Genomic DNA, 25979 nt, shown 5'->3' on the forward strand with positions numbered 1-25979 from the left:
GATTGCACCTCAGGCGACATCGCGGGACTGCAGCACGGGCCGGGCCGCAACGTGCAGCGACACGGGCACGCGCACGGCCTCTCGCCGGTCAAGCATGGCCTGGGTGATCAGCACGGTGCCCCTGTCGCGGCGGAACCACAGGTCGTCTTCGTCCGGATCCTCGCCCACGACCAGCCCGGCCGGCACCTTTGTTCCCGGCGCCACCAGGCAGCGCGTCAGCCGGGCCGAGGCCGGGACAAGTGCGCCGGGCATCGCCACGCTGCCGCGGCCCAGATACCATTCCGACAGCGTGGAGGCGCGGGGCAGGCGGGCCGGCTGCTGGCCCACGAAGTCCAGGTGCGACAGCCGCAGCGACTCCAGTGTGCCGACATCGCGCCAGTAGGTGTGGCCCGACGGACCCGCCGGTAGGCGATAGGACATGGCCAGCCCCTGCGCCACGGCGGCGGGAATGACCTCGTGCCCGAAGTCCAGCGAGGCGATGTCGCGGCCGAACAGCGCATCGCGCAGCCAGTCGGCCTCGAAGACATAGATGCCCATCGACACCATCGCGTGGTCGGGATCGCCCGGAATGGCCGGCGGATGGGCGGGCTTTTCCAGGAAGGAAAGAATGCGGCCGCTTGTGTCGGTCTGCATGACGCCAAAGCCGCTGGCGGCAGTGACGGGCACCACATCGACGGCCACGGTGACTGCCGCGCCCGAGGCCTTGTGGGCCGCGATAAGCGGGGCATAGTCCATGTCATAGATATGGTCCGCCGCCACGACCAAGACCTGATCCGACCCCCAGCCCTCGACCTGCGCCCAGTTGTGGCGCACCGCATCGGCGGTTCCAAGATAGGTGTCGCGCCCGTCCTTCAGGATCATCGCGCCCGATGCGAAATGCCCATCCCAGCGTGCCGGCAGGTGGTCGTGCAGGGTGGCGGGGGCGAATTGCGTGGCGACCACAAGCCGGTCGAGACCCGACCTGACGATGTTGGCCATCGCGAAATCGACGATCCGGTTGCGACCCGCGAAATGCACGGCGGGCTTGCTTTCGGCGGCGGTCAGTTCATGCAGGCGGGTGCCCTTGCCGCCCGCCAGCAGGATGGTGGCAACATTCAGGTCCGAACGGGTTTTCGAGACAAGATGGGACTGCAAAGCTGACACCGGCGCTATCCTTTGGTTGGAAATCAAGCAGCCCAATGGGCGACTCGCCTTCCAAACTGAAACAACGCGTGATTGTTCCAGTGGATATCATTTGTTAACCCGATCAGCGGCTGTTCCGGGTCCGGACGCTGACCATGCTGCCGTCGGAAAAGGCACGGGCCAAGAAGGCATCCGGCACATGCGCCCCCCCAGGGGCAAACTCGACCGTCATGGTCCGGTCATGTTGGCTGCGGATCAGGCGCAGGGCGGCGCCATCATCCTCGACCTGTACCTGCGCGTCTGCACCTTCCAGAAAATCTGCCTGGTCTCGCCGCAGCGCCAGCAGTTGCCGCGTCCAGTGCAGCTTGGCATCGGGATCATCGCCCTGCGCTGCAAGGGCGTCCCAGTCCACGGGCAGACGGTTGTCAGGGTCGGTCAGCGCCAGCAGCCCGTTTTCGTCGCCGCGATAAATGTCGGGAAAGCCCGGCATCAGCATCTGGATGGCCAGCTGGGCAAAGGACAGGGCCTGCCCCCGGTGGATCAGCGCCTGAAGGGCCGGGGGATTCCTGGCCTGCCATTCCTGCATCAGGTCGCGGGCGAAGGTCTTGGCCGCGTTCTCGGCGGCCTCGTCGGGATTGGTCCAGAAGCTGGTCAGCTTGGCCTCTCGCATCGCCTTTTCGATGTGCTGGCTGACCCGGTACGTGGCGTTTTCGGCCTGACCGTCCCAGACCGCCAGGGCCGCCTGCACGACATACCATTGCCACCGAGGCTCCAGGTCTTGGGCGGAAGGCAAGGCAGCCGCGTCCTGAAACAAGGCGTGAAAATCGTCGGGCAGGTGGCTGATCGCGACCAGACGCATCCGGGAATCGCCCGACCGCTTGGTGTCGTGGGTCGAGACCAGCGTCATGTCCGCCGCACGGCGCGCGGCCAGGAATGCATTGGCGTGATCGGCACTCACGGCGGGTTCGTCGGGTTCTGCGCCCACCTCGTTCGCGGGCAGATAGCGGGTCCAGCGGAACCCTGCGGTATCTTCCTGGGCCTTGGCCAGAAGCGCGCCGGAAACCTGCTGGAAGCGCCGCACAAAGGCGCGGGCCGCATCGCTTTCGGGATTGGCCATCAGGTCGGCCAGCAGATCAAGGACGGCGCGGTCACGCAGCCCCTGTGCCGCATCCTCGGCAATGGCGTGCAGAAGCTTCTGGTCCTCAGGGCTGGCGCTGTCGGTGACATAGGTGCGATAGCGGGGGGTCGCCACCAGCAGGGCGGTGACGGCCTCGCGCAGCGATTCTGGGCCTGGCTCGGCCAGGGCAGAGCCTTGGGCCGCAAGCGCGGCCAGGTCGCCAAGCTGGCGGCGTTCGGCGGCCAGTTCATTGTCCAGGACATCCAGCTTGGCCTGACGCAGTTCCTCGCGGAACTCGGTCGAGATGCCGGTGGCCTCGCGCCAGAAACCGTCCAGCCTGTCGATCCCCGACGCATCGGTCAGAAGCTGGGCGATCAGCCGCGCCGCCTCGTATCCGGTGGTCCCGACGGTGGGCCATTCCGGCGGCAGGGTTTCATCCCCAACGAGGATCTTTTCCACCCAGACAGGCGTGTCGGGCAGCGCCTCGTTCAGCCACCGAAGGTAGGTGGCGGGATCGGCCAGCCCGTCGATATGGTCCACGCGCAGGCCCTGGACCTGCCCTTGGCGAACAAGATCGAAGATCAGGCTGTGGGTGTCTTCAAAGACGGCCCGGTCCTCGACCCGCATGCCGATCAGGCTTGTGACGTTGAAGAACCGCCGGTGGGTGATGCCGTCCCGTTCAAGCGCGTAATGCACCAGCCTCCAGTGCTGGTTGTCGTGCAGGGCGCGCAGGTCGCTGGTGACGGGGCTGTCCTCGGCCAGGGGAATGGCGACGTCCCCGAAATGCCACATCCCGTCGGCCACGCGGAAGGCGCCGTCGGACAGCATCTTCTCGAACGGTTCGGGCAGGAAGGGCAGGACCAGCGGACCGGCGGCCCAGTCGATGTCGAAGTGCCGGGCATAGCGGCTGGCCTGGCCCTGCTTCAGTACATCCAGCAGCCAGGGGTTTTCCAGGGTGAAGGCCGTGTGGTTCGGCACGATGTCCAGGATGATCCCAAGCCCCCGGTCGCGGGCGGCCGCGGCCAGCCGGTCGAACCCGTCCGGGCCGCCAAGCGCGGGGTCGATCCGGGTGGGATCGGTGATGTCGTAGCCGTGGGTCGAACCCGTGGTCGCCAGAAAGATCGGCGACAGGTAGAGATGCGAGACGCCCAGGTCCGACAGATAAGGCAGCAACTGCGTCACCCGTTCGAAATCGACGCCGTCGCGCATCTGGATCCGGTAGGTGGCGGTGGGGATGTTGGTCATGAGAGCCTTGCGCTGACAGAGATGGCAAAGGGGTCTTGGCCGATGCGGCCAAGCGAGAAGCCGGCACCGCCCAGGGGCTGAAGCCCCCCGTCGGCCTGGCCCAGGGACAGGCGCAGGTCCAGCGTGCCGGCGTTGAAGAACCACGTCGCATGGGCCGAGGCCGCGCCGTGGCGCGCGACATGGGCAGGCCGGCTGCGGCCGCTTTTCAGCAGCGGCACGACGGCGTCGCGGCGGAAGGCCAGGGCATGGGCGGTCAGGTCCAGCCATTCGGCGGCATTGGCGCCCGCGCTCCAATCCAGCTTGGAGCGGGCGAAGGTATCGGGGGACAGCGGATCGGGCACCTTCGATCCAAGGCTGGCGATGCCCGCGAACTCGGCCGCGCGGCCTTCGCGAACGGCCTTGGCCAGATCGCCTTCGAAATCGGCAAAGAACAGGAAGGGCGTGGTCGCACCCCGTTCCTCGCCCATGAAGATCATGGGCACATAGGGGGCCGTCAGCAGCAGCGCATAGGCCACCTTGACCCCCTGCGGGTCGGCAAGCGACAGCAGCCTTTCGCCAAGGGCGCGGTTGCCCACCTGGTCATGGGTCTGGGTCGAGTTGACGAAGCCCGTTGGCGGCAGATCGCCGCAAGGTTCGCCGCGCGGTTCGTCGCGGCCGGGGCGGGGCTGGCCTTCCTCGATATGGCCGCGTTCAAGCGCCAGGCACAGGTCGCCAAAGGGATCATGCGCAAAGCTGGCGTAATAGCTGTCGGATTCGCCGGTCAACTGGACATGGACGGCGTGGTGGAAGTCGTCGTTCCAGCTTGCATCATAGCCGTTCTCGCGCAGGAAGCGTTCGTTGCGCTCGTCCTCGACGATCAGGTGGATGGCGCGGCTTTTGTCCACGGCCCGGATGCGCCCCGCAAAGGTCGTCATGAAGTCTTTCGCGCCCGGCCCGCTGATCTGGTGGACCGCGTCCAGCCGCAGCCCGTCCATGCGGTATTCGCCGATCCAGTATTCGGCACATTGGATCCAGTATTCCCGAACGGCAGGCTGGGAAAAGTCGATGGCGGCACCCCAGGGGGTGTGGCGGGCCTCGTCGAAGAAGGGCGGTGCGGCGTGGTGCAGATAGGCGCCTTCGGGGCCGAAATGGTTCATCACCAAATCCAGGATCACCATGATCCCTAGCGAATGGGCCTGGTCGACGAAGCGCCGCAGGTCGTCGGGCGTGCCATAGGTCGGGTGCAGGGCATAGGGCAGCACGCCGTCATAGCCCCAGCCCCGATCCCCCTGCCATTGTCCCAGGGGCATCAGTTCCACCGCCGTGACGCCCAAGTCGGCCAGGTCCGCCAGCTTTTCGGCAGCGGCCCCCAGCGTCCCTTGCGGCGTGAAGGTGCCCAGGTGCATTTCATAGATCACGGCCTCGGACCAGTCGCGGCCCCTCCAGCCCGCCTGCGGGCGATCATCGGCAGGCGCCACCACGACCGAGGGCGCGTGGACATCGCCCGACTGCAACCGGCTGGCCGGGTCGGGGATTTCCTGCCCGTCCACGCGCAGCAGGTAGGTGTCGCCGGGCCGGGCCGGGGCGGTCGCCGTCCAGAAGCCGTCGGCATTGCGCGTCATCGGCTGCGCCTGTCCGTTCAGGATCAGGGCCACCTCTGACGCCTTGGGCGCCCAGGTGCCCAGTGTCCAGCCCTCGTCGGACCAGCGTCCGCCCCAGTCATGCACCATATTCTGTGTCCTCACATCATCGGCTTGCCGCCGGTGACGGCGATGGTGGTGCCCGAAACATAGCTGGACATCGGTTCGGCCAGCATCACATAGGCCGAGGCCAGTTCAACCGGCTGCGCGGGCCGGCCGATCGGATAGTTCGCGCCGAAGTTCGACACCTTCTCGGCATCCATGCTGGCGGGGATCAGCGGCGTCCAGACCGGGCCGGGGGCCACGGCATTGGCACGGATCCCGCGTTCGGCCAGCATCTGCGCCAGGCCCATGGTAAAGTTCTGGATCGCGCCCTTGGTGGTGGCATAGGCCAGCAGGTTGGGGCTGGGATTGTCCGAATTGATCGAGGCCGTGTTGATGATCGAGCTGCCCGGTCCCATATGCGGCACCGCCGCCTTGGTCAGATAGAACATCGCGTCGATATTGGTGGCGAAGGTATAGCGCCATTCCTCGTCCGGGACGTCCTCGATCTTGTCGAAGGTCAGCTGGTGGGCGGCGTTGTTGACCAGGATGTCGATCTTTCCGAACGTCTGCGCGGTCTCGGCGATGATCCTGCGGCAATGTTCGGGATCCGAAAGATCGCCCGGAAAGGTCAGGCATTCCCGCCCCGCATCGCGGACCAGTTGCGCGGTGGACTGGGCGTCGTCGGTTTCGTCCAGATAGGACAGCGCCACATCCGCGCCTTCGCGGGCAAAGGCGATGGCCACGGCCCGGCCGATGCCGCTGTCGCCGCCGGTGATGATCGCTTTCATCCCCTCCAGCCGGCCCGCGCCGCGCCAGCTTTCCTCGCCATGGTCGGGCTTGGGGTCCATCTTCTGAAAGCTGCCGGGCAGTTCCTGCTGCTGTTTCGGAAACGGGGGCTTGGGATAATCACGCATCTTGCGGCCTCGCGGTCTGAAGGGTGGTCGGTATTGCGGAGAACCCGCCCTTCCTGAACCGCCGGAACGCCATAGGGTTTCCGCCTTGCTGTTTATCAGCCGATGAAAGGGGCACGGCCGGCGCGGAACAACTGCCGCCGCGGCTTCGTTTGATCCCGAACCAAGACGGAGCAATGACATGCGCAACAGCGACATTCTGATAGCGGCGGGCGGCTTTCTGCTGGTGGGCGGGCTGGTCGCCCGGGCCTGCAGCACGACGGGCGGGTCCGGCGGCCGTTATGTCCGGTCCGCCGGACGGCGCGAGATGTCCGCACCCCCGCGCGACTGGGATCGCGTGGACGAAACCGCGGACGAATCCTTTCCCGCAAGTGATCCCCCCGGAAACTACTGAGGCAACCATGGCCGAGGATGCCGAACTGATCGCCTACCGAAAGCTGGTCGCGGCCTTGCCCGACCTGCTGTCCCCCGAGGCCCGCCAGCCGATCTGCGACTGGCTGATCGAAAGGCAGGTCATGCGCGACGGGCAGGAAGACCCCGGCGCCGTGATCGTCGAGGGTTTGGAAACCGAGCTTGCCATTGCCGAGACCTTCAGGAAGATCGTCGACAGCCTGGAATGCCGCCCGCGCTAGGACAGGGCGGCGATCAGGGCTTCTGTCTCGACCATCTCGATCTGCTGGCCGAAGCGCTTGGCATACATTTCCATCGCGGCATCATGGGTGTCGTCCGTCGAAGAGCAGACGGCATCCGATACTACGATGACGCGGTAGCCCAGATCGACGGCGCCCATGATGGCCGCCAGCAGGCAGACATCGGTCTCGCCGCCGGTCATCACGACCGTGTCGATCCGATCCTGTTGCAGCATCCCGTGCAGGCGACCGTCCATCCAGGGCGAATAGACGGGCTTGTCGAAAAGCCGCGCCGGCGGCAGGTGGATCTCGAGTTCGGGCAGAAGGCGCAGCAGGTCCGGCTCAAGGGTCCGGCGCAGCATCTGCGGCCATTTCTGGTAATACCGCCGCCATGCCCCCGGCGCATCCTCCAGGGTTTCGGGGGTGATGAAGCGCGTGAAGATCGTGCGGTCGGGGATCCTTTCGACCAGATCGCAGATGTTCGGCAGCACGCGCCGCAGCCAGTCCACTTCCCAGTCCGACCCCTTGTCGAAAAGGCGCTGCATGTCGATGCAAAGGTGGATGGTCCGTTCGCCGGGCGGGCCATAGGCCAGGCCTTCGCTGACCTTGGTGGCATCTTGCATGTTCATCCGGCTCTCCTTGCTTTCGGTCCGGGTCGGAAAACCGCGCGAGTGGGCGGAAGTTTCCGAAGCAGCGCCTGGGCAAACATTTGTTCGTTCAGGCCCTTGGCCGGCCGGGCGGAATGGGTGGCATGTCGCCGGGCAATCATGTTCCGCCTTTGTTTCCGGTCCAGCTTTCGGTAAACCCAAGGAAGGGCGGCGACAGGACGGGACGCGGATGGAAGGCGCGGATCAGGTGGGGGAAGACGCGCAACGGGTGATCCGCAAGATCATCCATGTGGACATGGATGCCTTCTATGCTTCGGTCGAACAGCGCGACAATCCCGACCTTCGCGGCAAGCCGGTGGCCGTCGGCGGTTCAGCCGCGCGGGGCGTCGTCGCCGCCGCCAGCTATGAGGCCCGGGTCTTCGGCGTCCGGTCCGCCATGCCGTCCGTGACTGCGAAACGGCGCTGCCCCGACCTGATCTTCGTCAAGCCGCGCTTCGAGGTGTATCGCGCCGTATCCCAGCAGATCCGGGAAGTCTTTGCCGAACATACCGACCTGATCGAGCCGCTGTCGCTGGACGAGGCTTATCTGGACGTGACGCAGAACAAGCAAGGCATCCCCATCGCCACGGATATCGCGCTGATGATCCGCGACAGGATCCGGCAGGTGACGGGGCTGAACGCATCGGCCGGGATCTCCTACAACAAGTTCCTGGCAAAGCTGGCCAGCGACCTGAACAAGCCGAACGGGCAGGCGGTCATCACGCCCGCCCGTGGCCCGTCCTTCGTGGCCGAGCTTGCGGTCGGCAAGTTCCACGGCATCGGCCCCGCCACCGCGGCCAAGATGCAGCGTCTGGGCATCGCTACCGGCGCCGACCTGCGCGACAAGCCGGTCGAGTTCCTGCGCCAGCATTTCGGCAAGTCGGGCGACTGGTATTTCCGCATCGCCCGCGGCATCGACCATCGCCCGGTCGAGCCCCACCGCATCCGAAAGTCCGTGGGGGCCGAGGATACGTTCGACTGCGACATCTTCGATCTCGACGCCGCCTGCCGCGAGATCGTGCCCCTGGCCCAGAAGGTGTGGCGTGCCTGCGAGGGGAAAGGGCTGACCGGCCGAACCGTGACGCTGAAGGTGAAATACGCCGACTTCCAGCAGATCACCCGCAGCCGGACGCTGGCCGGCCCCGTCGGGGGCGCCGAGGATTTGCGCGCCATCGCGGTCGGCCTGATGCAGCCGCTGTTCCCGGTCGAGAAAGGCGTGCGCCTGCTGGGTGTCACCCTGTCGTCGCTCGAGTCGGTGGACGAGGCGCAGGAACTACAGCTTCCGCTGGGGCTTCCTGGCCTTTGATCGTGCTCAGTCCAGAAGGGACACGATCCGGCGCAGCGCAAGGCGATAGCCTTCGGTCCCGCAGCCCGCGATCACCCCGTCGGCGCGCAGGCTGACATAGGAATGATGGCGAAAGCCCTCGCGCTTGTGGACGTTCGAGATATGGACCTCGATCACCGGGCCGTCAAAGGCGTTCAGCGCGTCCAGGATCGCGACCGAGGTATGGGTATAGGCGGCTGGGTTGATGACGATGCCCGCGCCATCCTCTCGTGCCTGGTGGATCCAGTCGATGATCTGGCCTTCCGTGTTCGATTGCAGGAACCGCGTTTCCACACCCAGTTCGGCTGCCAGCGCCGCGCAGTCGCCTTCGACATCGTCCAGTGTTTCGGACCCGTAGATATCGGGCTGGCGCTTGCCCAGCAGGTTCAGGTTCGGACCGTTCAGGATATAGACGAGCTTCGGCATGAAGAGACCTTACGACTAGAAATGCGCGGCGACAGACCCGCCCGCCGAGAATTGCTTGAAGGGGCGCCCGCAGCAGCGACGAAGGCCTGTCGCGTTACCAGGCGCGTTGTCGCCTGAGGGCGACCATGTGCCGGGCATTGGCGGCGCCGTTGGAATTGAAGCATGATCCTTCCCCCTTCCGGCTGCCCCGCCCGTGTTAAAACCTATTCCTGCGCCATAGTGAAGCTGAAGCGCATCCCGCGAAGGGAAGCGGCATTTCCAGACATTGGGTTATCGCGGGGCACAGGTGGGCGCGGCCTTGCCTTGTCGCGTAACAGGGCAAGGCGGAAAGCTTGGCTGCCCTATCCGACGGTCTGATGATCTGCCGAGAACCAATTGACGTGCCGTGGAAACTTTTGGTCACGTCGGCGATTGGCAAAGGCATGAGGGCGTGCTTCCCTTGTCGGGAAAGGTGGTGGCATGGCGTCGCTGATGATCATCCTGCAACTGGCCGGTGCCGTGGCCTTGCTGCTGTTCGGCCTGAACCTGGTGCGCGACGGCGTGACCGAAGGGTTCGGCATCCGGCTGCGCATGGCCCTGGGCATCGGCACCCGCACGGGGCCGGGAGCCTTCCTGGCCGGACTTGCCGCCACCCTGGGCCTGCAATCCTCGACCGCCACCGCCTTGCTGACCGCCTCCTTCGTGGACCGGGGCATGATCCGGGCGCGAATGGCGCAGATCGTCCTGCTGGGGGCCAATGTCGGCACCGCGCTGACGGCGTGGATCGTGTCGGCCGGGGTCGCGGCGGTGACGCCGGGGCTGCTTCTGGCGGGCTATGCCCTGTCCAAGCAGCGCAAGCCGGTTTGGACGGGAACGGGGCGGGCGCTGATCGGTGTCGGGCTGATGCTGCTGTCGCTGTCCCTGCTTGACCATGCCGCGATGCCCCTGCGCACGTCGCCCTTGCTGGCCGCATTCCTGCCCATGCTGGACCAGGCCTGGCCCGTGGCGCTGCTGATGTCCGCGGCCCTGGCATTCGCCTGTTCGTCCTCGCTGGCGGCGGTGCTGCTGGTCCTGTCGCTGGGCTTGCCGGCGGGGCTGACGGTGGTGCTGGTTCTGGGCGCGAACCTGGGCGGGGCCGTGGTGCCCGTCATGCTGACAGCAGGCCTTGGCGCGAACGCGCGCCGCGTCGCCGTGGGCAATCTTGTGATCCGGGCGCTCGGCTGCCTTGCCGCGCTGCCTTTCGCCGGCCAGATCGGCGGCCTGCTGCAGCAGGCGCCCTTGCCCTGGACCGGCCTTGCAGTCGAGGCGCATCTGGCCTTCAACCTGGCTGTCGCGCTTGCGATCTGGCCTTTTGCGGGAATGATCGCCCGCATCCTCGAACGCTTCGTCGCCACCGAGGAAGACCAGGCCGAACCTGCGCCCCGCTGGCTGGACGAAGCGGCGTTGCAGACGCCGATCCTGGCCCTCACCGGCGCATCCCGCGAAGTCCTGGCCATCGGCGACGCGGTCGAACGGATGCTGGCGCAGACCCGGCTGGCCTTCCAGCAAAGCGACCCTGCCCCCCTGGCCGAGGTTGCGGAACTGGAGCAGCGGGTGGACCGCCGCCAGCAAGAGGTGAAGACCTATCTGTCGCGCCTTGGCAGCCAGGCGACCGAGGATGAACGCCGCCGCGCGATCACCATCCTGGATTACGTCATCAACCTGGAACATGTGGGCGACATCATCGACAAGGGGCTATCCCCGGAGGTCCGCAAGAAGATCGGCCTGGGCCTGCGCTTTTCCGAACCGGGCTTCGCCGAACTGGACCGGATGTTCGTGATGACCCAGGAAAACCTGCGCATGGCGCAGACGGTCTTCATGACCCGCGACCTGGACATGGCCAGGCGGTTGATGGAGCTGAAGGTCGACATTCGCAATCTGGAACGGCAGTCCGCGCAGCGCCACCTGTTCCGCCTGCGCGAGGGGCTGGCGGCCAGCCGCGACACGTCGTCCCTGCACCTGGACATCCTGCGCGACCTCAAGCGGATCAACGCCCATGTCGCCTCGGTCGCCCATCCCATCCTGGACGAGGACGGGCTGCTGTTCGAAAGCCGCCTGCGTGGCAGGTAGGGCCTGGGGTTAATAAATGTCAACTCGGTCCCGACAATGGGGAACGGTCGCGGCGCGGGACGGTTGTGAAGGCAACGCCCGGCCGGCCAAACTTGGCCCAAGGCGGTTAAACCCGAGGAGTTTTCCATGGCTGAACAAACACTTGACACGCTGTTCCACGAAACCCTGAAGGACATCTACTATGCCGAGCGCAAGATCACGACGGCGCTGCGCAAGATGGCCCGTGCTGCCCAGCACGAGGAACTGAAGGCCGCGTTCGAGATGCATGAACAGGAAACCCAGGGCCAGATCGAGCGTCTGACCCAGGTCTTCGAACTGATCGGCAAGCGCCCGCGCGGCAAGACCTGCGACGCCATCGAGGGCATCATTGCCGAGGGCGAAGAGATCATGGACGAGTTCAAGGGCAGCCCGGCGCTTGACGCGGGTCTGCTGGCGGCGGCCCAGGCGGTCGAGCATTACGAGATCAGCCGCTATGGCACGCTGAAGGCCTGGGCGCAGGTTCTGGGCATGACGGAGGCGGTCGCCCTGCTGGATGAAACGCTGAACGAAGAAAGCGCCACGGACGAAAAGCTTACCGGCCTGGCGGATTCGGTCATCAACGCGGCCGCGACCGAAAAAGCGGCCTGATCTTTCCTGCAAGTACCTGTCATGGCGGCCCGGGAATCCGGGCCGCATTTTCTATTCCGCGGCAGGGTCGTGGCCGGATCTGCCGTTTTCCGCCCAGCTTGCCGCCGCCTTACATGATCGCGGGTTTGTGAACGAACGCAGGACAGCCGGATCGGTTGTCTTTCAACCTGATCGGCGGGGACGATCAACCACGGGGGGAGCAATGCCCGACGATCCGAGAACCGATATGCTGCCTCTGGTCGAGGAACAGCTATCCGTAACCAAGCAGAGGGTGCTGACCGGACGGGTCCGGATCGCCACCCAGACAGAAACCATCGACCATCTGCTTCCCGCAGAACTGACCCGAGAAGAGGTCGAGGTGGTCCGGGTGCCGGTCGATCGCCGCCTCGACAGCGTGCCCGACATGACCACCGAAGGCGACCTGACCATCATCCCCGTGGTCGAGGAAAGGTTGGTCGTGTCGCGCGAACTTTATCTTCGCGAGGAAATCCACGTTCGCCGCATCACCCGGCGGGACAGCGTCGAAATACCGGCCCAGACCCGCCGCCAATCCGTCCAGGTCGAGCGTTTCCCCGAGACCCTTGACCCCAACCAAACCAGCAGCAAGGACGATCAAGATGACCTATGACAACGAAGTCGGCGCCAGCAGCGCACAGCAACTGGGCACCACCGGCAATGCGTCGCTGTCGGCGATGTTCGACAGCCACGACGATGCGCAGCGCGCGGTCGATCGGCTGGTGCAGGCCGGGATCCCGATGGCGCATATCCGCATGGTATCGGGCGGCTCGGACACGCCTTCAGCGACCCGCACGGACGAGGACAAGGGTTTCTGGGACAGCCTTGGCGATTTCTTCTTCCCGGACGAGGATCGCTATACCTATGCCGAGGGCCTGTCCCGCGGCGGCTATCTGGTCACGGTGACGGGCCTGGGTGCCGCGCATCACGACATCGCCCTGGATATCCTGGACGACGAAGGCAGCGTCGATCTGGACGAACGCGCGGAAACCTGGCGTTCCGAGGGCTGGAACGGCTACGAGTCCAGCAGCTATGCGGCCGCGGGCGGCAGCGCTTCCATGACCGGGGGGTCGTCGACCGCGGCGCGGACCGGCAACCTCGACACGCAGATGGAATACGGCGCTGAAACTGGCCGTCTGGACCAACGCTCGGACGACGAGACCATTCCCGTGGTCGAGGAACGCATCCACATCGGCAAGCGCGACAACAGCCACGGCCGGGTCCGCGTTCGCGCCTATACCGTCGAGGAACCCGTCAGCGAAAGCGTCGACCTGCGCGAGGACCGCGTCGAGATCGAACGCCGTCCGGTGGACCGCGCCGTGACCGGCGCCGAGGCTGCCTTCCAGGACCGCACGCTGGAAGCCGAGGAATATCGCGAGGAAGCGGTGGTCCAGAAGGAAGCCCGCGTGGTCGAGGAAATCGGCCTGCGCAAGACCAGCGAGACGCATCGGGAAACCGTGTCGGACACCGTGCGCCGGACCGAGGTCGAGATCGACGACGAGCGCGACACCCTGGACGCGGCGCATCGCAACCGGGACGACCGGACGCTCTGACGCAATCGAGATTGGAAAGGGAAACGGCGCCCCCTGGGGCGCCGTTTTCATGCCGGCTGCCGCAGGCGCGCCTGCCGCAGCGCGGCCAAGTCCGCGCTGCCCGTGCAAAAGCAGGCCGTCCGCAACTGTCGCAGCACGATGTCCAACTGGCCCAGCAACGCCTCCGGCCCGTCGATGGCCGAGGCAAGCACCGCCCCCGCCAGCGACACCACATCGGCCCCCAACCGGATCGCGCGGGCGGCGTCCAGCCCATCGACGATGCCGCCCGATCCGATGATCGTGGCATCGGGCGCGGCCTGTCTTGCGCCCCGTATGGCCTGGGCGGTGGGGATGCCCCAGCCCGCGAAACAGGCAGCGACACGGGCCGCGGCGGGGTCGGGGGCGCGCGCGGCCTCGACCTTGGCCCAGTCGGTGCCGCCGGACCCGGCCACGTCGAAGACGCCCACCCCTTCGGCCGCAAGCCTTGCGACGACGGGGCCAGACAGTCCTGCGCCCACTTCTTTCACGACAACGGGCACGGGCAGGTCGCGCGCCAAGGCGCCGATCTTGGCGGCAAGGCCGCGCCAGTCGCGGTCGCCTTCGGGCTGCACGGCCTCTTGCAGGGGGTTCAGGTGCAAGATCAGCGCCGATGCGCCAATCGCCTCGACGGCGCGCATCGCCTCGTCCCGGCCAAAGCCGCGGTTCAGTTGCGCGGCGCCGAAATTGGCCAGGATCGGGATGTCGGGGGCCAGGCGGCGCAGGCTGCCGTCAAGGCCCGCGGCCTCGCCCCCCTCGATCACGACGCGCTGCGATCCGACGGCCAGGGGCAGGCGCAACTGCTGGCAGACCTGGGCCAAGGTGCGGTTGATCGCCCCGGCCCGCCGCGGCCCGCCGGTCATCGATCCGATCATCACGGGGGCGTCAATTCGGCAGCCAAGAAATCTGGTGGACAAATCCACCTCGTGCCACGAAACTTCGGGCAGGGCGACATGTTCGAACAGGACTGCCTCGAGCCCGGTCGTTACGGTTGCGCCTGCCTTTCCGGCAAGCACGACATCCAGATGTTGTTCTTTCCGCGAGGTGAGTGTGAGACCAGAGTCATTGTCTTTCCAAAGCGACGGATCGGGGTGGGTCATGCCTGTCAGCCCTTGTCATTTCGCACTGTGCCTGCTTGCACAACGCCCGTTCTGAAGGACAGTCTCATGCACCAGCAGGCAATAGACAAGGCGAAGGCCGCGCCCACACATTTCGACATGCAGGAGAGCTTTGTCCGCCAGCTTGACGCGCGCATCACCCATCACCTGTCCCAGCTTTCCCCCGCGCCCGCCCGCCTGATCGACGCCGCAAGCGACGCGATGGGCAGCGGCAAGCGGCTGCGGCCCTATCTGCTGCACCTGGTGGCGGGCGATGTTGCAGACCGCGACGCGGTCTTGGACATGGCCGTGGCCCTGGAAATGGTGCACACGGCATCCCTGATCGTGGACGACCTGCCGTCGATGGACAATGCCATGCTGCGGCGCGGAAGGCCCACGACCCATGCCCGCTTTGGCGAGGCGACGGCGATCCTGACCGCGATCGGGCTGCTGAACCATGCGATCTCGATCGCCAATGGCGTGGCTGGGCTGGCCGACGGGCAGCGTGGCGCGCTTGTGTCGATCCTGTCGGGGGTGATGGGATGGCAGGGACTGGTCGCGGGGCAGGAACTGGACCTGCACGGCTTCTCCGACAGGGACGGCGTCGACGACGGCCCGCTGGACCGCATCACCCGGATCAATGCGCTGAAGACGGGCGCCCTGCTATGCGCCGCGGTCGAGGCGGGGGCGATCCTCGGCGGACGCCCCGATGCCGAACGCAGCCTGCTGCGCCGCTTCGGCGAGGACCTGGGCCAGGCCTTCCAGATCGCCGACGACCTGATCGACATGCTGTCCGACAGCGCCGCCACCGGCAAGGACTGCCGCAAGGACGTTGGCAAGGAAACCTATCTGGCAGTCTATGGCGCAGAGGAGGCGCTGCGCCGGTGCCGCGGGCTGCTGGCCTCGGCCGATGCGGCGCTTGTGGGCGCGGGCCTGTCGCCCGAGCCGTTCCGCTGCATGATCGACGCGATCTTCACTCCGATGCTGGACCGCGTGCCGCAGGCGCAGGCGGCCAGTGCCGCGAGGTAGTTGCCCCCGCAGGGCGCGGGCCAGAACCCGCGCCTAGGGGCGGATGTAAAGCCCGTCGCGGCTGACCGGGTCTGTCCGGCGGCGCGGGGCCAGAACGGTTGACCCGACCGCCTTGGCCGCCAGCCGCAGCTTTTCGCCCTTGGTCGTGGACAGCCGCCCGTTCCAGGCATCCGGTCCCTGCGCCCGCAGCTTGACGCCGATCTGGCGATAGATGTTGCGGGCGGCAGCGATGGCCAGGGCCGGGCGGCGGGGCAGGGCGGCAATGCCCACGTCCGCGCTGCGATAATAGATCTCGGCATCGTCCAGCAGGCGCAGCGCGACGCGGTGCAAGGCAGGGCGTTGGGACAGGTCGTCGGGGTCCACAGCCTCGATCCCCTCGGCCCGCAGCAGATCGCGCGGCAGATAGGTTCGCCCGATCCGCGCGTCATCGATGACGTCCCGAGCGATGTTGGTCAACTGGAAGGCAAGGCCCAGGTCGCTGGCGCGATCCAGGACAGCCTCGTCCCGGACGCCCATGATCCGCGCCATCATCACGCCGACGACCCCCGCCACGCGATAGCAGTATTCCAGCAGGTCGCCCATCCCGTGATAAACCTGTCCGTTCACGTCCATCGCGAAGCCGTCCAGCAGTTCATCGACATGGCGGTGCGGGATGTCGCGGGCTGCGACGACGCGGGCGAGCCCGGCATAGACCGGAGCGGCCGCATCGCCCCGCAGCGCCCGATGCGTCAGGTCGCGCAGTTCCGTCAGCCGGGCCGCAGGATCGCCCTGGGCCGTGGCCGCGAAGCCCGCCTCCTGCCCGTCGATCACGTCGTCGGCGTGGCGGCACCAGGCGTAAAGCATCACGCAATCCTCGTGCATCCCGGCGGGCAGGAACTTGGACGCCATGGCGAAGCTTTTCGACCCCACGGCGATGGATTGCCGCGCCTGGTCCAGGGTCGCGTCGCTCATGCCCGTTCCCCGATCATCAGCGACGCCGTGGCCTCGGCCGATCCGACGACGCCGGGAATGCCGGCGCCGGGATGGGTGCCCGCGCCGACGATATACATGTTCTCCAGCCGCTCGTCGCGGTTGTGGGGGCGGAACCAGGCGCTTTGGGTCAGGATCGGCTCGATGGAAAAGGCCGATCCCAGATGCGCGTTCAGTTCCGTCTTGAAGTCCTGCGGCGTGAAGTGGCGCACCGTCACAAGGTCGCGGCGCAAGTTAGGGATATAGCGTTCTTCCAGATAATCCAGGATGCGGTCGCGATAGGCCTCGGCCGCCTTGTCCCAATCCATGTCAACAGTGCCCAGATGCGGCACCGGGGCCAGGACGTAATAGGCGCTGCACCCTTCCGGGGCGAGGCCGGGATCCGTCACCGACGGCGCGTGCAGGTAAAGCGAGAAGTCATCGGCCAGTTGCTTGCCCCCGAAGATCTCTCCGATCAACTCGCGATAGCGGGGGCCGAACAGGACCATGTGGTGGCGCAACTCGGGGCGCAGGCCGCGCAGCCCGAAATAGATCACGAACAGCGACATGGAATGGCGCTTGCGGGCCAGCTTGTCGCCCTTGGGGTCGCGCAGAAGGTTGCGATAGGTGTGGACCACGTCGGCATTGCTGGCGACCATGTCGAAGGGATGGCGCTGGCCGCGCGCATGGACGGCGGTGGCGCGGTTGCCCTCGGTCTCGATCCGGTTCACGGGGCTGTCCAGGTGGAGGGTGCCGCCCAGGTCCTGGAACAGTTGCACCATGCCCGCGACAAGGGCGCCGGTGCCGCCCTTGGCGAACCAGACGCCGCCTTGGCGTTCAAGCGCGTGAATCAGCGCATAGATGGACGAGGTCGTGAACGGGTTGCCGCCCACCAGCAGCGTGTGGAAGCTGAAGGCCTGGCGCAGGTGTTCGTCCTTGATGTGGCGCGCCACCATCGAATGCACGGACCGCCAGGCCTGAAGGCGGGCCAGCTGCGGCGCGGCGCGGATCATGTCCGAGAAATGCAGGAAGGGCACGGTGCCCAGCTTTTCATAGCCCTCGCGATAGACGTCGCGGGAATAGGCCAGGAAGCGGCGATACCCCTCGACATCGGGCGGGTTGATTGCGTGGATCTGGCGTTCGATCGAGGGCTGGTCGTCGGCATAGTCGAAGACTGTCCCGTCTTCCCAGCACAGGCGATAGAAGGGTTCCACCGGCAGCAGGGTCACGTGTTCGGAAATGTCGCGGCCGGACAGCCGCCACAGCTTCTTCAGGCAGTCCGGATCGGTGATGACCGTCGGCCCAGCATCGAAGGTAAAGCCCGCGTCGTGATAGACATAGGCCCGCCCGCCGGGTTTGTCGCGCTTTTCGAAGACCGTGGTCGCGATGCCCGCGCTTTGCAGGCGGATGGCAAGCGCAAGGCCGCCCAGGCCCGCGCCAATGACGGCGGCCGTCTTGCCGGGAGAGTGTTTCATGCAGGCTTCACCTTGAAGGTTTCGGGCAGGCAGCGCAGCGCGCGCCCGACCGGGACGGGCGGTCGGCCCGTCAGGATGCGGGCCTTGTCGGCCCATGTGCTTTGCCCGGCATAGAACCGCTCGATCAGCGGCTCGGGCAGGCGATAAAAGCGTTCCATCACGTGGCGCCGTTCGTCGGGGGCGGCAGCCTCGAACAGCATCCGCGACAGCAGGCGATAGAAGCCCTGCGCCTTGGCGTCGGCCAGCGAATCGCCGCGCAGCGCCCCGGCCAGGACCTGTGCACCCTGGCGCCAGTGCCGGGCGATCAGGTCGGCGCTGCGGACCGCGTGCGGCAGGCTGTATCCCGTCAGCGCGTGAAAGCGCATCGCGCGCAGCCCGATGGTCGGAAGGTCGGCGGGGATGCCCCGCCAGAAGGCGTCCGCGTCAAAGCGCAGGGCAATGGGAAGGACGCCGTTCTCCTCGCGCTCGACAGTGGCGATGCGCCAGCCTTGGGCCGCCGCATATTCGGCGATCCCCGCGCGTTGATCGGCGGACGAAAGACTGGCGCCGTCGGAGTAGTAGGTGGCCTCGACCAGCAGGCGGCGGTCGTCAAAGGGCAGCAGGTAGAAGAAGCGATAGCCGTCCATCTGCGGGACGGTCGCGTCCATGATGACCGGGCGCGTCAGCCCGTGGGGCGCTTCCAGCAGGATCTCCTGGCCCAGGAACTTCTGGAAACGCACCTCGATGGACGGATGGGGCGAAAAGCCGCGCGCGTCGACGGCAAGATCGCCCTCGATCCGCTGCCCATCGGCCAGCGTCACGCCCCCTGCGTCGACCGATGCGACCCGCCCGGTGATCCGCGTCACCCCCGCCACGCCGGACAAGGCCGCGCCCAGGCTGTCCGCATCAATCGAGGCATAGCCCGACCGAAGCTGGCGGCCATAACCCGGAAAGCGCACGTCCTGCCCGTCCCACTGGCAGCGCAGGGCCGGTTGCAGCCAGGCACGCTGCGCCGAATCAACATCGCCCGAATGGAAGGACCAGGTGTGGCCGGCCAGGGGTTCGGGACGCTGGTCGATCAGCACCACATCCGCCGCGCCCGCCAGCCGCAACGCCGCCAGCGAGCCTGCAAGTCCCGCCCCCGCGACCACGATCCGGCCCGTCTGATTCGTCCTAACCTTTTGTATCTTGTGGCCCCTTGTCTTGGCGGGCTGCGTCTTTACCTTGGAGGAGATGACAGATGAAAACCGCCCGGCCCCGCTGATTTCGGACGAACGATCCGCCAGTCTGACGCTGGATGCAAGCAAATTGCCGCGGCCTTACGGCAGGGGGCGACAAGCCGTCGCACTGATCGTGCTGGCGCTGCTGGGCAAGCTGGTGATGCTGCTGATCCTCGGGCGGCCGCTGAACTGCGATTGCGGGCAGATCTGGGCCATGCCGGACCAGGCGGGCCTGAATTCGCAGACGGTGCTGGACCCCTACAGCCTGTTGCACCTGGTCTTTGGCGCGGTGCTGGCCAAGCTGGTTTTCTGGAAGCGGCCCGACTGGCCGCTGTGGACCATCATGGCGGCGGTCGTCGTCAGCGGCACTGTCTGGGAAATGGCCGAGAACCTGCCCGTCACCATCGACATGTTCGGCTATTCCTCGGGCGATCCGCTGGCCTATCACGGCGACAGCATCGTCAATTCCTTCAGCGACACGGCCGCCGCGGTTTTCGGAGCGGCCTTGGCGCTGCCCCTTGCGGGCTGGGTCGTCGCGGCCATCGCCGTCGCGGTCGAGCTGCTGTTGTCCCTGTGGGTGGGCGACGGCTATGTCATCGGGCTCTGGCGCGTGCTGACGTCCTGATCATCGCCTCGACCCGGTCGATCGCGCCTGCCGCCCCCTGCCATCCCGGGGCTTGGGCCGCGAACTGGGCTGCCGCTTGCCTGAAGGCGGGATCGGACAGCAGGTCGCGCACCGCTTGCGCGATCCGCCCTGTGCCGCGCTGCCAGGGCTGCAGCCGCAGCCCTGCGCCGCAGCGTTCGATGCGCGCGGCCACCCCCGGCTGGTCATGCGTCAGCGGAATGGCCAGCATCGGCACCCCCGCGGCAAGGCATTCCAGCGTCGTGTTCAGCCCCGCATGGGTCACGCACAGATCCGCGCGTTCAAGCACCGCCTGCTGGGGCACGAAGGATCGCACCCAGTCGGCGGGAATGGCGCGGGCCTGATCCTCGGTCAGCGATCCCGCGTGCGACACCAGGACCTGCGCCCCCGCCTGCCGACAGGCCCGCGCGATGCGCGCAAGCAGCCGCGCGCGATGCCCCTGCAACGTCCCCAGCGAGGCATAGACAAAGGGCCGCTGCGGATCGGGACGGATGTCGTCGGGGAAATCCTGTGCCACCTGCCCCTTGCGGAAGGGACCGACAGCCGCGATGTGGCCGCCGTTCGCCGGGCGCGGATAATCGAACCCCGGCGCCATCTGCGACAGCGCCAGGTCAGGCGACAGGCAGTCCTGCAGCCGCCCAAGATCGCCCAAGGTCCAAGCCTGCGCCCAGCGGCGGATCACCCGCGTCTGCGGCGTCATCAGCAGGTCGGCCACCCGTTCGCCCCCCAGATTGCGGCGCAGGCCACCGGCGGTGGGATCATGAGGCCAGCCCAGGAAGGGCAAGGGGATGCCGGGTTCAGGATCCATCGGCACCGCGCAGGCGACCGAAACCAGCGGCACGCCCGCCGCCCGCGCCAGAAGGCCCGAGGCAGGCTCCATCTGGTCGCCCAGCACCACGTCAGGGGCCAGGTCGCGGATCACCGACAGGCCGTCGCGGCACAGCCGGTCGGTGCGGCGGGCGCCCGCCAGGATCTCGGGCAGCAGGCGGCGGGGCTGGGGGCGGGCAGCGGGGCCGGGCAGGGTGACCTGGGCCGCGCCGCCCTGCAGAACGATGCCCGGTTCGGTCACGAAGATCGCCTCGTGCCCGCGTCGCGTCAGTTCCTGGGCCAGCGCCTCGAAGGCGCGCAGGTGGCTGTGAAGGGGCGGGGTGATCAGGACGGCGCGCATGGGATCCATCGGTTGGGGCAGGGCAGTCGTGCCACAATCGCCAGCCCGTTGCACGGGGTTCGCGCGGCCCGCTGCTTGTGCTATCGCAAGCGCTGTCGCAGGGGGCGTCGCAGGGGGCAGGGCGATGGGCATCGGACTGATCATCTTCGATTGCGACGGCGTTATCGCCGACAGCGAGGTCCTGTCGGCATCCGTGCTGATCGACCAGTTGGCGGCCCTGGGCATTGCCGTGACGCCCGCAGACGTGCGCCGCGACTTCCTGGGCCGCAGCTTTCCCACCGTCGCGCAGACGATTCGCCAGGCGCATGGCCGCCCCTTGCCCGACAGCTTCGAGGCAGATTACCGCGCGCGCCTGCTGGACCGCTTTACCACGGAACTGCTTCCGACGCCCGGGGTCCGGGCGATCCTGGACGGCCTGCGGATTCCGGCCTGCATCGCCACATCCTCTAGCCCGCAGCGGGTCGCGCATACGCTGGAGGTCCTGGGCCTGGCCGGACGGTTCGCAGGCCGCGTCTTCACCGCCAGTCAGGTCAGCCGCGGCAAGCCCGCGCCCGACCTGTTCCTGTTTGCCGCCCAACGCATGGGCGCGGCGCCGGAAGGGACACTTGTGGTCGAGGACAGCGCCCCCGGCATTGCCGCAGGTCTTGCCGCCGGAATGGCGGTCCTGCATTACGCTGGCGGCGCCCATCTGCGCGGGGCCGAGCCGATGGCCTTGCCGCCGGGCCTGCGGTCCTTTGACAATTGGGACGAATTCTCCCAACTGTTGGCAAGCCTACAGGAAGGAGCGTCGACCCCGTGAACGCCGGCAGATTCAGCCCCGAGGCGGTGCGCCTGGACGATGCGGCGCGGGCCGGCTGGCTTTATTATGTCGCAGGCAACACCCAGGACGAGATCGCGCGCAAGCTGGGCGTCAGCCGCCAATCCGCGCAGCGCTTGGTCGCGATGGCGGTCAGCGAGAAGCTGATCAAGGTGCGCGTCGATCATCCCATCGCGCGCTGCATGGATCTGGCCGAGGCCTTGGCGGATCGTTTCGGGCTGGCATCCTGCGAGGTCGTGCCATCGGACCCCGATGCCCCCGACCTGCTGACCGGCATTGCGATCGCCGCCGCGGTGGAACTGGAACGGGTGCTGAAATCGCCCGAACGGCGGGTTGTCAGCCTGGGCACGGGCCGGGCGCTGAAAGCCACGGTGGAACAACTGCCGCGCATGGCCTGCCCGCAGCACGTGGTGGTGTCCCGGCTGGGAAACATGATGCAGGACGGCTCGGCCTCGCCCTATAACGCCACGATCAGCCTGGCCGAACGGATCGGGGCGCCGCATTACCCCTATCCCCTGCCGGTGCTGGCGCGCGATCCGGCCGAACTGGCGGCGATGCGCGGCCAGGATGCCGTGCGCAACACCATCCGCCTGTCCAAGCAGGCCGATCTGTCGCTGGTCGGCATCGGCCAGATGGACCGCAGCGCCCCCCTGTTCGTGGACGGTTTCGTCAGCAGGGCCGAGATGGACGAACTGGCCGCCCTGGGCGCGGTGGGTGAGATCACCAGTTGGGTTTACGACCGCGGCGGTCAGGTCATCGACTGCGCCTTCAACGCCCGCGTCGCCTCGGCCCCGCTGCCGCGCGCCTCGCAGCGCCCGGTGATTGCCGTTGCGACAGGTGAGGCAAAGGTGCCCGCCATCAGGGCGGCGCTTGTGGGCCGGCTGGTGAACGGGCTTGTCACCTCCGAGGCGACAGCAGAACGGCTGCTGGCCGACTGATCCCGGGACATCTTGTCTTTGATCCCCCGCCATCAGGCGGCGGTTTCGCATCAGGCGGCGGTTTCGCCATGCAATTTTGGCGATTGACAGAATCTACGGCCTTTGTGAATATTTGCCCGTCGGTTTGGCAAATGCCCAAACGACCTGGGGAGGATAGCATGACCATCACTTTCCGCGCCTTGATGGGCGCGACGGCCTTGTGCGCATCTGCCGGCATCGCGGCAGCGCAGGACAATGTCACCCTCACGATCGCGACCGTGAACAACGGCGACATGATCCGGATGCAGGGCCTGACCAACGAATTCACCGCCGCCAATCCGGGCATCAACGTCGAGTGGGTCACGCTCGAGGAAAACATCCTGCGCGAACGCGTGACGACCGACATCGCCACCCAAGGTGGCCAATACGACATCCTGACGATAGGCACCTACGAGGTTCCGATCTGGGCCAAGCAGAACTGGCTGGTGCCGCTGGACCTGGGCGCGGACTACGATGCCGACGACCTGATCCCGGCGGTCCGCGACGCGCTGTCGGCCGACGGCCAGCTTTACGCCGCGCCCTTCTACGCCGAATCCGCGATGGTGATGTATCGCACCGACCTGGCCGAAGCCGCGGGCGTGACGATCCCCGAGGAACCGACCTGGACCGACATCATGAATGCCGCCCAGGCGATGACGGACAAGTCGGCCGAGCAATACGGCATCTGCCTGCGCGGAAAGCCCGGCTGGGGAGAGAACATGGCCTTCCTGACCGCGATGGCCAACAGCTATGGCGCACGCTGGTTCGACACCGACTGGCAGCCCCAGTTCGACAGCGAGGAGTGGAAGGCCACGCTGACCGACTACCTGACGATGATGAACGAATACGGCCCCCCCGGAGCGTCGTCCAACGGCTTCAACGAGAACCTGTCGCTGTTCCAGCAGGGCAAGTGCGGCATCTGGATCGACGCCACCGTCGCCGCCAGCTTCGTGACCGACCCCGAGGATTCGACCGTGGCAGATAGCGTGGGCTTTGCCCAGTTCCCCAACAAGGAAGGCGTGGACAACCACGGCAACTGGCTTTGGGCCTGGAGCCTGGCCATCCCGGCATCCTCGGACGCGCAGGACGCGGCCAAGACCTTTATCGCCTGGGCGACCTCGAAGGGTTATACCGAGCTGGTGGCCGAAAAAGAGGGCTGGCGCGCCGCGCCTCCGGGCACGCGGACCTCGCTTTACGAGAATGCCGACTATCAGGCCGAGGCGCCCTTTGCCGCCATGACGCTGACGGCGATCAATGCGGCGGACACGCAAAAGGCATCCGTGCAGGACATCCCCTACACGGGCGGCCAGTTCGTCGCGATCCCCGAGTTCCAGGGCATCGGCACGGCGGTCGGCCAGCAGTTCTCGGCGGCGCTTGCCGGGCAGATGTCGGCTGAAGACGCCCTTGCAGCCGCCCAGGCCAATACCACGCGCGAGATGACCCGCGCCGGTTACATCAAGTAACGAGTTCCACCGTCACCTGTCAGGCACCGTCCGGCCCTCCTCCGGGCGGTGCCCCTTCGGGGCGCACATGCCCGGCCGACAAGGGAGCTTTCCGCCATGGCCACACGCCAGACCCAAGGGCTTGCCCGGCTGATGCGGGCGCCCGCGATCATCCTTCTGCTGATCTGGATGATCGTGCCGCTGTGCATGACGCTGTATTATTCCTTCCTGAACTACAACCTGCTGAACCCCGGCATGACCAGTTGGACGGGGTGGTTCAATTACCAGTATTTCTACACCGATCCCGCCTTCGTCGAGGCGATCTGGAACACGCTGGTGCTGGTGCTGGGGGTGCTGTTCATCACGGTCGTCGGCGGCATCGCCATCGCCTTGCTGATCGACAAGCCGATCTGGGGACAGGGGATCGTTCGGATCCTGGTCATCAGCCCCTTCTTCGTGATGCCGCCGGTCGCCGCGCTGATCTGGAAGAACATGATCATGCACCCCTCATACGGCGTGCTGGCGGACGTGGCGCAATTCTTTGGCGCCAGCCCGGTGGACTGGTTCGCGCAGTATCCGCTGTTCTCGATCACCCTGATCGTGGCCTGGCAATGGCTGCCCTTCGCCACGCTGATCCTGCTGACATCCCTGCAATCGCTGGACACCGAACAGATGGAAGCGGCCGAGATGGACGGCGCGCCTGCCTATGCGCGGTTCCTTTATCTGGTGCTGCCGCACATGGCCCGGGCGATCACCGTGGTGATCCTGATCCAGACCATCTTCCTGCTGGGCATCTATGCGGAAATCCTGGTCACGACCAATGGCGGTCCCGGCTTTGCGTCCACCAACCTGACCTTCCTGATCTATCGCGCGGCCCGGCTGAACTTCGACATCGGCGGCGCGGCGGCGGGGGGCATCATCGCCGTGATCCTGGCCAACCTGATCGCCATCTTCCTGATGCGCGCCGTCGGCAAGAACCTGGACTGAGGGGGCAAACATGGCACGCGCAACATCCCGCAACGCCCGCATCGGCTGGACCGTCGCCGCCTGGTTCGTGGCGCTGCTGATCTTCTTTCCGATCCTCTACACGATCATCACCAGCCTGAAGACAGAACAGGAAGCCATCGCAGGCTTCGACCTGATCCCGTCCTTCACGCTGGAAAGCTTCCAGACGGTGCAAAGCCAGAACAACTACTGGCGGCCCTTCACCAATTCGGTGATCCTGGCGGTGGGGTCCACGCTTCTGGCGCTGATCGTGGCGATCCCGGCGGCCTGGGCCATGGCCTTCTCGCCCACGAAGCGGACCAAGGACATCCTGATGTGGATGCTGTCCACCAAGATGATGCCCGCCGTGGCCGTGCTGGTGCCGATCTACCTGATCTTCCTGCGCACGGGGCTGATGGACACGCGGATCGGGCTGACGGTCCTGCTGATGCTGATCAACCTGCCGATCGTGGTCTGGATGCTGTACACCTATTTCCGCGAAATCCCCGGAGAGATCCTGGAAGCCGCGCGGATGGACGGCGCCAGCCTGCGCGACGAGATCCTGTATGTGCTGACGCCCATGGCGATCCCGGGCATCGCCTCGACGCTGCTTCTGAACATCATCCTGGCCTGGAACGAGGCCTTCTGGACCATCCAGTTGACCACCACCAATGCCGCGCCGTTGTCGGCCTTCATCGCCAGCTTCTCCAGCCCGCAGGGGCTGTTCTGGGCGAAGCTGTCGGCGGCATCCGTCATGGCGATCGCGCCGATCCTGGTCCTGGGCTGGTTCAGCCAGAAACAACTGGTCCGGGGCCTGACCTTCGGCGCCGTGAAATAA

General features: G+C 66.6%; 25 protein-coding genes. 14 read left to right on the forward strand and 11 right to left on the reverse strand.

Going from position 1 to position 25979, the window contains the following annotated elements; all coding sequences use genetic code 11:
- Nucleotides 1–9: 9 nt before the first annotated feature.
- From IE224_RS10370 to IE224_RS10385, 4 genes are all read right to left on the reverse strand, one after another.
- Complete coding sequence (locus tag IE224_RS10370) at nt 10–1143, reverse strand: sugar phosphate nucleotidyltransferase (protein WP_229849329.1); 1134 nt, start codon at nt 1141–1143, stop codon at nt 10–12.
- A gap of 103 nt (nt 1144–1246) precedes the next feature.
- Nucleotides 1247–3484, reverse strand: a complete 2238-nt coding sequence (gene treY / locus IE224_RS10375) for a malto-oligosyltrehalose synthase (protein ID WP_191310128.1) — start codon at nt 3482–3484, stop codon at nt 1247–1249.
- Nucleotides 3481–5193 carry a malto-oligosyltrehalose trehalohydrolase gene (gene treZ / locus IE224_RS10380; protein WP_191310130.1) on the reverse strand — a complete coding sequence of 571 codons (1713 nt, stop codon included), beginning with the start codon at nt 5191–5193 and terminating at the stop codon, nt 3481–3483. Before treZ ends, treY begins: the two co-directional genes overlap by 4 nt.
- Before the next feature lie 11 nt (nt 5194–5204).
- On the reverse strand, nt 5205–6062 hold the full coding sequence (locus IE224_RS10385; RefSeq protein WP_191310131.1) for an SDR family oxidoreductase: 858 nt from the start codon (nt 6060–6062) through the stop codon (nt 5205–5207).
- Between the two features lie 178 nt (nt 6063–6240).
- On the opposite strand from IE224_RS10385, the gene IE224_RS10390 reads away from it, so the two are divergent.
- A complete protein-coding gene (locus IE224_RS10390; RefSeq protein ID WP_167620773.1) occupies nt 6241–6453 on the forward strand; it encodes a hypothetical protein in 213 nt (70 codons plus the stop codon).
- A 7-nt stretch (nt 6454–6460) separates the two neighbouring features.
- Nucleotides 6461–6691 (forward strand): hypothetical protein, encoded by a 231-nt coding sequence (locus tag IE224_RS10395; RefSeq protein ID WP_167621573.1) that lies wholly within the window; start codon nt 6461–6463, stop codon nt 6689–6691.
- Here IE224_RS10395 and IE224_RS10400 read toward each other — a convergent pair.
- Nucleotides 6688–7317 carry a cysteine hydrolase family protein gene (locus IE224_RS10400; protein WP_229849330.1) on the reverse strand — a complete coding sequence of 210 codons (630 nt, stop codon included), beginning with the start codon at nt 7315–7317 and terminating at the stop codon, nt 6688–6690. The genes IE224_RS10395 and IE224_RS10400 overlap by 4 nt on opposite strands.
- Nucleotides 7318–7525: 208 nt before the next feature.
- On the opposite strand from IE224_RS10400, the gene dinB reads away from it, so the two are divergent.
- Nucleotides 7526–8641 (forward strand): DNA polymerase IV, encoded by a 1116-nt coding sequence (gene dinB / locus IE224_RS10405; RefSeq protein ID WP_191310139.1) that lies wholly within the window; start codon nt 7526–7528, stop codon nt 8639–8641.
- A gap of 6 nt (nt 8642–8647) precedes the next feature.
- Here the strand turns inward: dinB and aroQ are convergent, their stop codons facing one another.
- On the reverse strand, nt 8648–9085 hold the full coding sequence (gene aroQ / locus IE224_RS10410; protein WP_167621575.1) for a type II 3-dehydroquinate dehydratase: 438 nt from the start codon (nt 9083–9085) through the stop codon (nt 8648–8650).
- A gap of 459 nt (nt 9086–9544) precedes the next feature.
- Between aroQ and IE224_RS10415 the strand changes: the two genes are divergently transcribed.
- The 4 genes from IE224_RS10415 to IE224_RS10430 all read left to right on the forward strand — a co-directional run bounded on the left by IE224_RS10415 (nt 9545) and on the right by IE224_RS10430 (nt 13368).
- The gene (locus tag IE224_RS10415; RefSeq protein WP_191310142.1) at nt 9545–11173 is read left to right on the forward strand and encodes a Na/Pi cotransporter family protein; all 1629 of its coding nucleotides are present in this window, start codon (nt 9545–9547) and stop codon (nt 11171–11173) included.
- A gap of 126 nt (nt 11174–11299) precedes the next feature.
- Complete coding sequence (locus IE224_RS10420) at nt 11300–11800, forward strand: YciE/YciF ferroxidase family protein (protein ID WP_167621577.1); 501 nt, start codon at nt 11300–11302, stop codon at nt 11798–11800.
- Nucleotides 11801–12002: 202 nt separating this feature from the next.
- A complete protein-coding gene (locus IE224_RS10425) occupies nt 12003–12428 on the forward strand; it encodes a YsnF/AvaK domain-containing protein (RefSeq protein WP_191310144.1) in 426 nt (141 codons plus the stop codon).
- The gene (locus IE224_RS10430; protein WP_191310146.1) at nt 12418–13368 is read left to right on the forward strand and encodes a YsnF/AvaK domain-containing protein; all 951 of its coding nucleotides are present in this window, start codon (nt 12418–12420) and stop codon (nt 13366–13368) included. The genes IE224_RS10425 and IE224_RS10430 overlap by 11 nt, the downstream gene beginning before the upstream one ends.
- Nucleotides 13369–13415: 47 nt before the next feature.
- On the opposite strand, the gene fni is transcribed toward IE224_RS10430, so the two are convergent.
- The gene (gene fni / locus IE224_RS10435; protein ID WP_191310148.1) at nt 13416–14483 is read right to left on the reverse strand and encodes a type 2 isopentenyl-diphosphate Delta-isomerase; all 1068 of its coding nucleotides are present in this window, start codon (nt 14481–14483) and stop codon (nt 13416–13418) included.
- Nucleotides 14484–14549: 66 nt separating this feature from the next.
- Here fni and IE224_RS10440 point away from each other — a divergent pair, with 66 nt between their 5' ends.
- Nucleotides 14550–15509 carry a polyprenyl synthetase family protein gene (locus IE224_RS10440; RefSeq protein ID WP_191310150.1) on the forward strand — a complete coding sequence of 320 codons (960 nt, stop codon included), beginning with the start codon at nt 14550–14552 and terminating at the stop codon, nt 15507–15509.
- A 33-nt stretch (nt 15510–15542) separates the two neighbouring features.
- On the opposite strand, the gene IE224_RS10445 is transcribed toward IE224_RS10440, so the two are convergent.
- From IE224_RS10445 to crtY, 3 genes are read right to left on the reverse strand one after another with little or no spacing between them, the layout of a single operon-like run.
- Nucleotides 15543–16460: a phytoene/squalene synthase family protein gene (locus IE224_RS10445; RefSeq protein ID WP_191310152.1), complete on the reverse strand. Its 918-nt coding sequence runs from the start codon at nt 16458–16460 to the stop codon at nt 15543–15545.
- On the reverse strand, nt 16457–17932 hold the full coding sequence (locus IE224_RS10450) for a phytoene desaturase (protein ID WP_191310154.1): 1476 nt from the start codon (nt 17930–17932) through the stop codon (nt 16457–16459). The genes IE224_RS10445 and IE224_RS10450 overlap by 4 nt, the downstream gene beginning before the upstream one ends.
- On the reverse strand, nt 17929–19062 hold the full coding sequence (gene crtY / locus IE224_RS10455) for a lycopene beta-cyclase CrtY (protein ID WP_202380126.1): 1134 nt from the start codon (nt 19060–19062) through the stop codon (nt 17929–17931). Before crtY ends, IE224_RS10450 begins: the two co-directional genes overlap by 4 nt.
- Nucleotides 19063–19144: 82 nt before the next feature.
- On the opposite strand from crtY, the gene IE224_RS10460 reads away from it, so the two are divergent.
- Nucleotides 19145–19756, forward strand: coding sequence for a DUF2585 family protein (locus IE224_RS10460; protein ID WP_202380127.1), 612 nt, complete (start codon nt 19145–19147; stop codon nt 19754–19756).
- Here IE224_RS10460 and IE224_RS21280 read toward each other — a convergent pair.
- Complete coding sequence (locus IE224_RS21280; protein WP_268246539.1) at nt 19725–20942, reverse strand: glycosyltransferase; 1218 nt, start codon at nt 20940–20942, stop codon at nt 19725–19727. The two genes, IE224_RS10460 and IE224_RS21280, sit on opposite strands and share 32 nt — an antisense overlap.
- Nucleotides 20943–21066: 124 nt before the next feature.
- Between IE224_RS21280 and IE224_RS10470 the strand changes: the two genes are divergently transcribed.
- The 5 genes from IE224_RS10470 to IE224_RS10490 all read left to right on the forward strand — a co-directional run bounded on the left by IE224_RS10470 (nt 21067) and on the right by IE224_RS10490 (nt 25979).
- Nucleotides 21067–21741: an HAD family hydrolase gene (locus tag IE224_RS10470; RefSeq protein WP_167621587.1), complete on the forward strand. Its 675-nt coding sequence runs from the start codon at nt 21067–21069 to the stop codon at nt 21739–21741.
- Entirely contained in the window at nt 21738–22697 is a 960-nt protein-coding gene (locus IE224_RS10475) for a sugar-binding transcriptional regulator (protein ID WP_167621588.1), read from the forward strand. The genes IE224_RS10470 and IE224_RS10475 overlap by 4 nt, the downstream gene beginning before the upstream one ends.
- 158 nt (nt 22698–22855) lie before the next feature.
- The gene (locus IE224_RS10480; RefSeq protein WP_191310159.1) at nt 22856–24178 is read left to right on the forward strand and encodes an ABC transporter substrate-binding protein; all 1323 of its coding nucleotides are present in this window, start codon (nt 22856–22858) and stop codon (nt 24176–24178) included.
- A 96-nt stretch (nt 24179–24274) separates the two neighbouring features.
- Complete coding sequence (locus tag IE224_RS10485; protein WP_191310161.1) at nt 24275–25144, forward strand: carbohydrate ABC transporter permease; 870 nt, start codon at nt 24275–24277, stop codon at nt 25142–25144.
- Nucleotides 25145–25154: 10 nt separating this feature from the next.
- On the forward strand, nt 25155–25979 hold the full coding sequence (locus IE224_RS10490; protein ID WP_167621591.1) for a carbohydrate ABC transporter permease: 825 nt from the start codon (nt 25155–25157) through the stop codon (nt 25977–25979).

This window comes from Paracoccus aerius, from assembly GCF_014656455.1.
GTDB lineage: Bacteria > Pseudomonadota > Alphaproteobacteria > Rhodobacterales > Rhodobacteraceae > Paracoccus > Paracoccus aerius.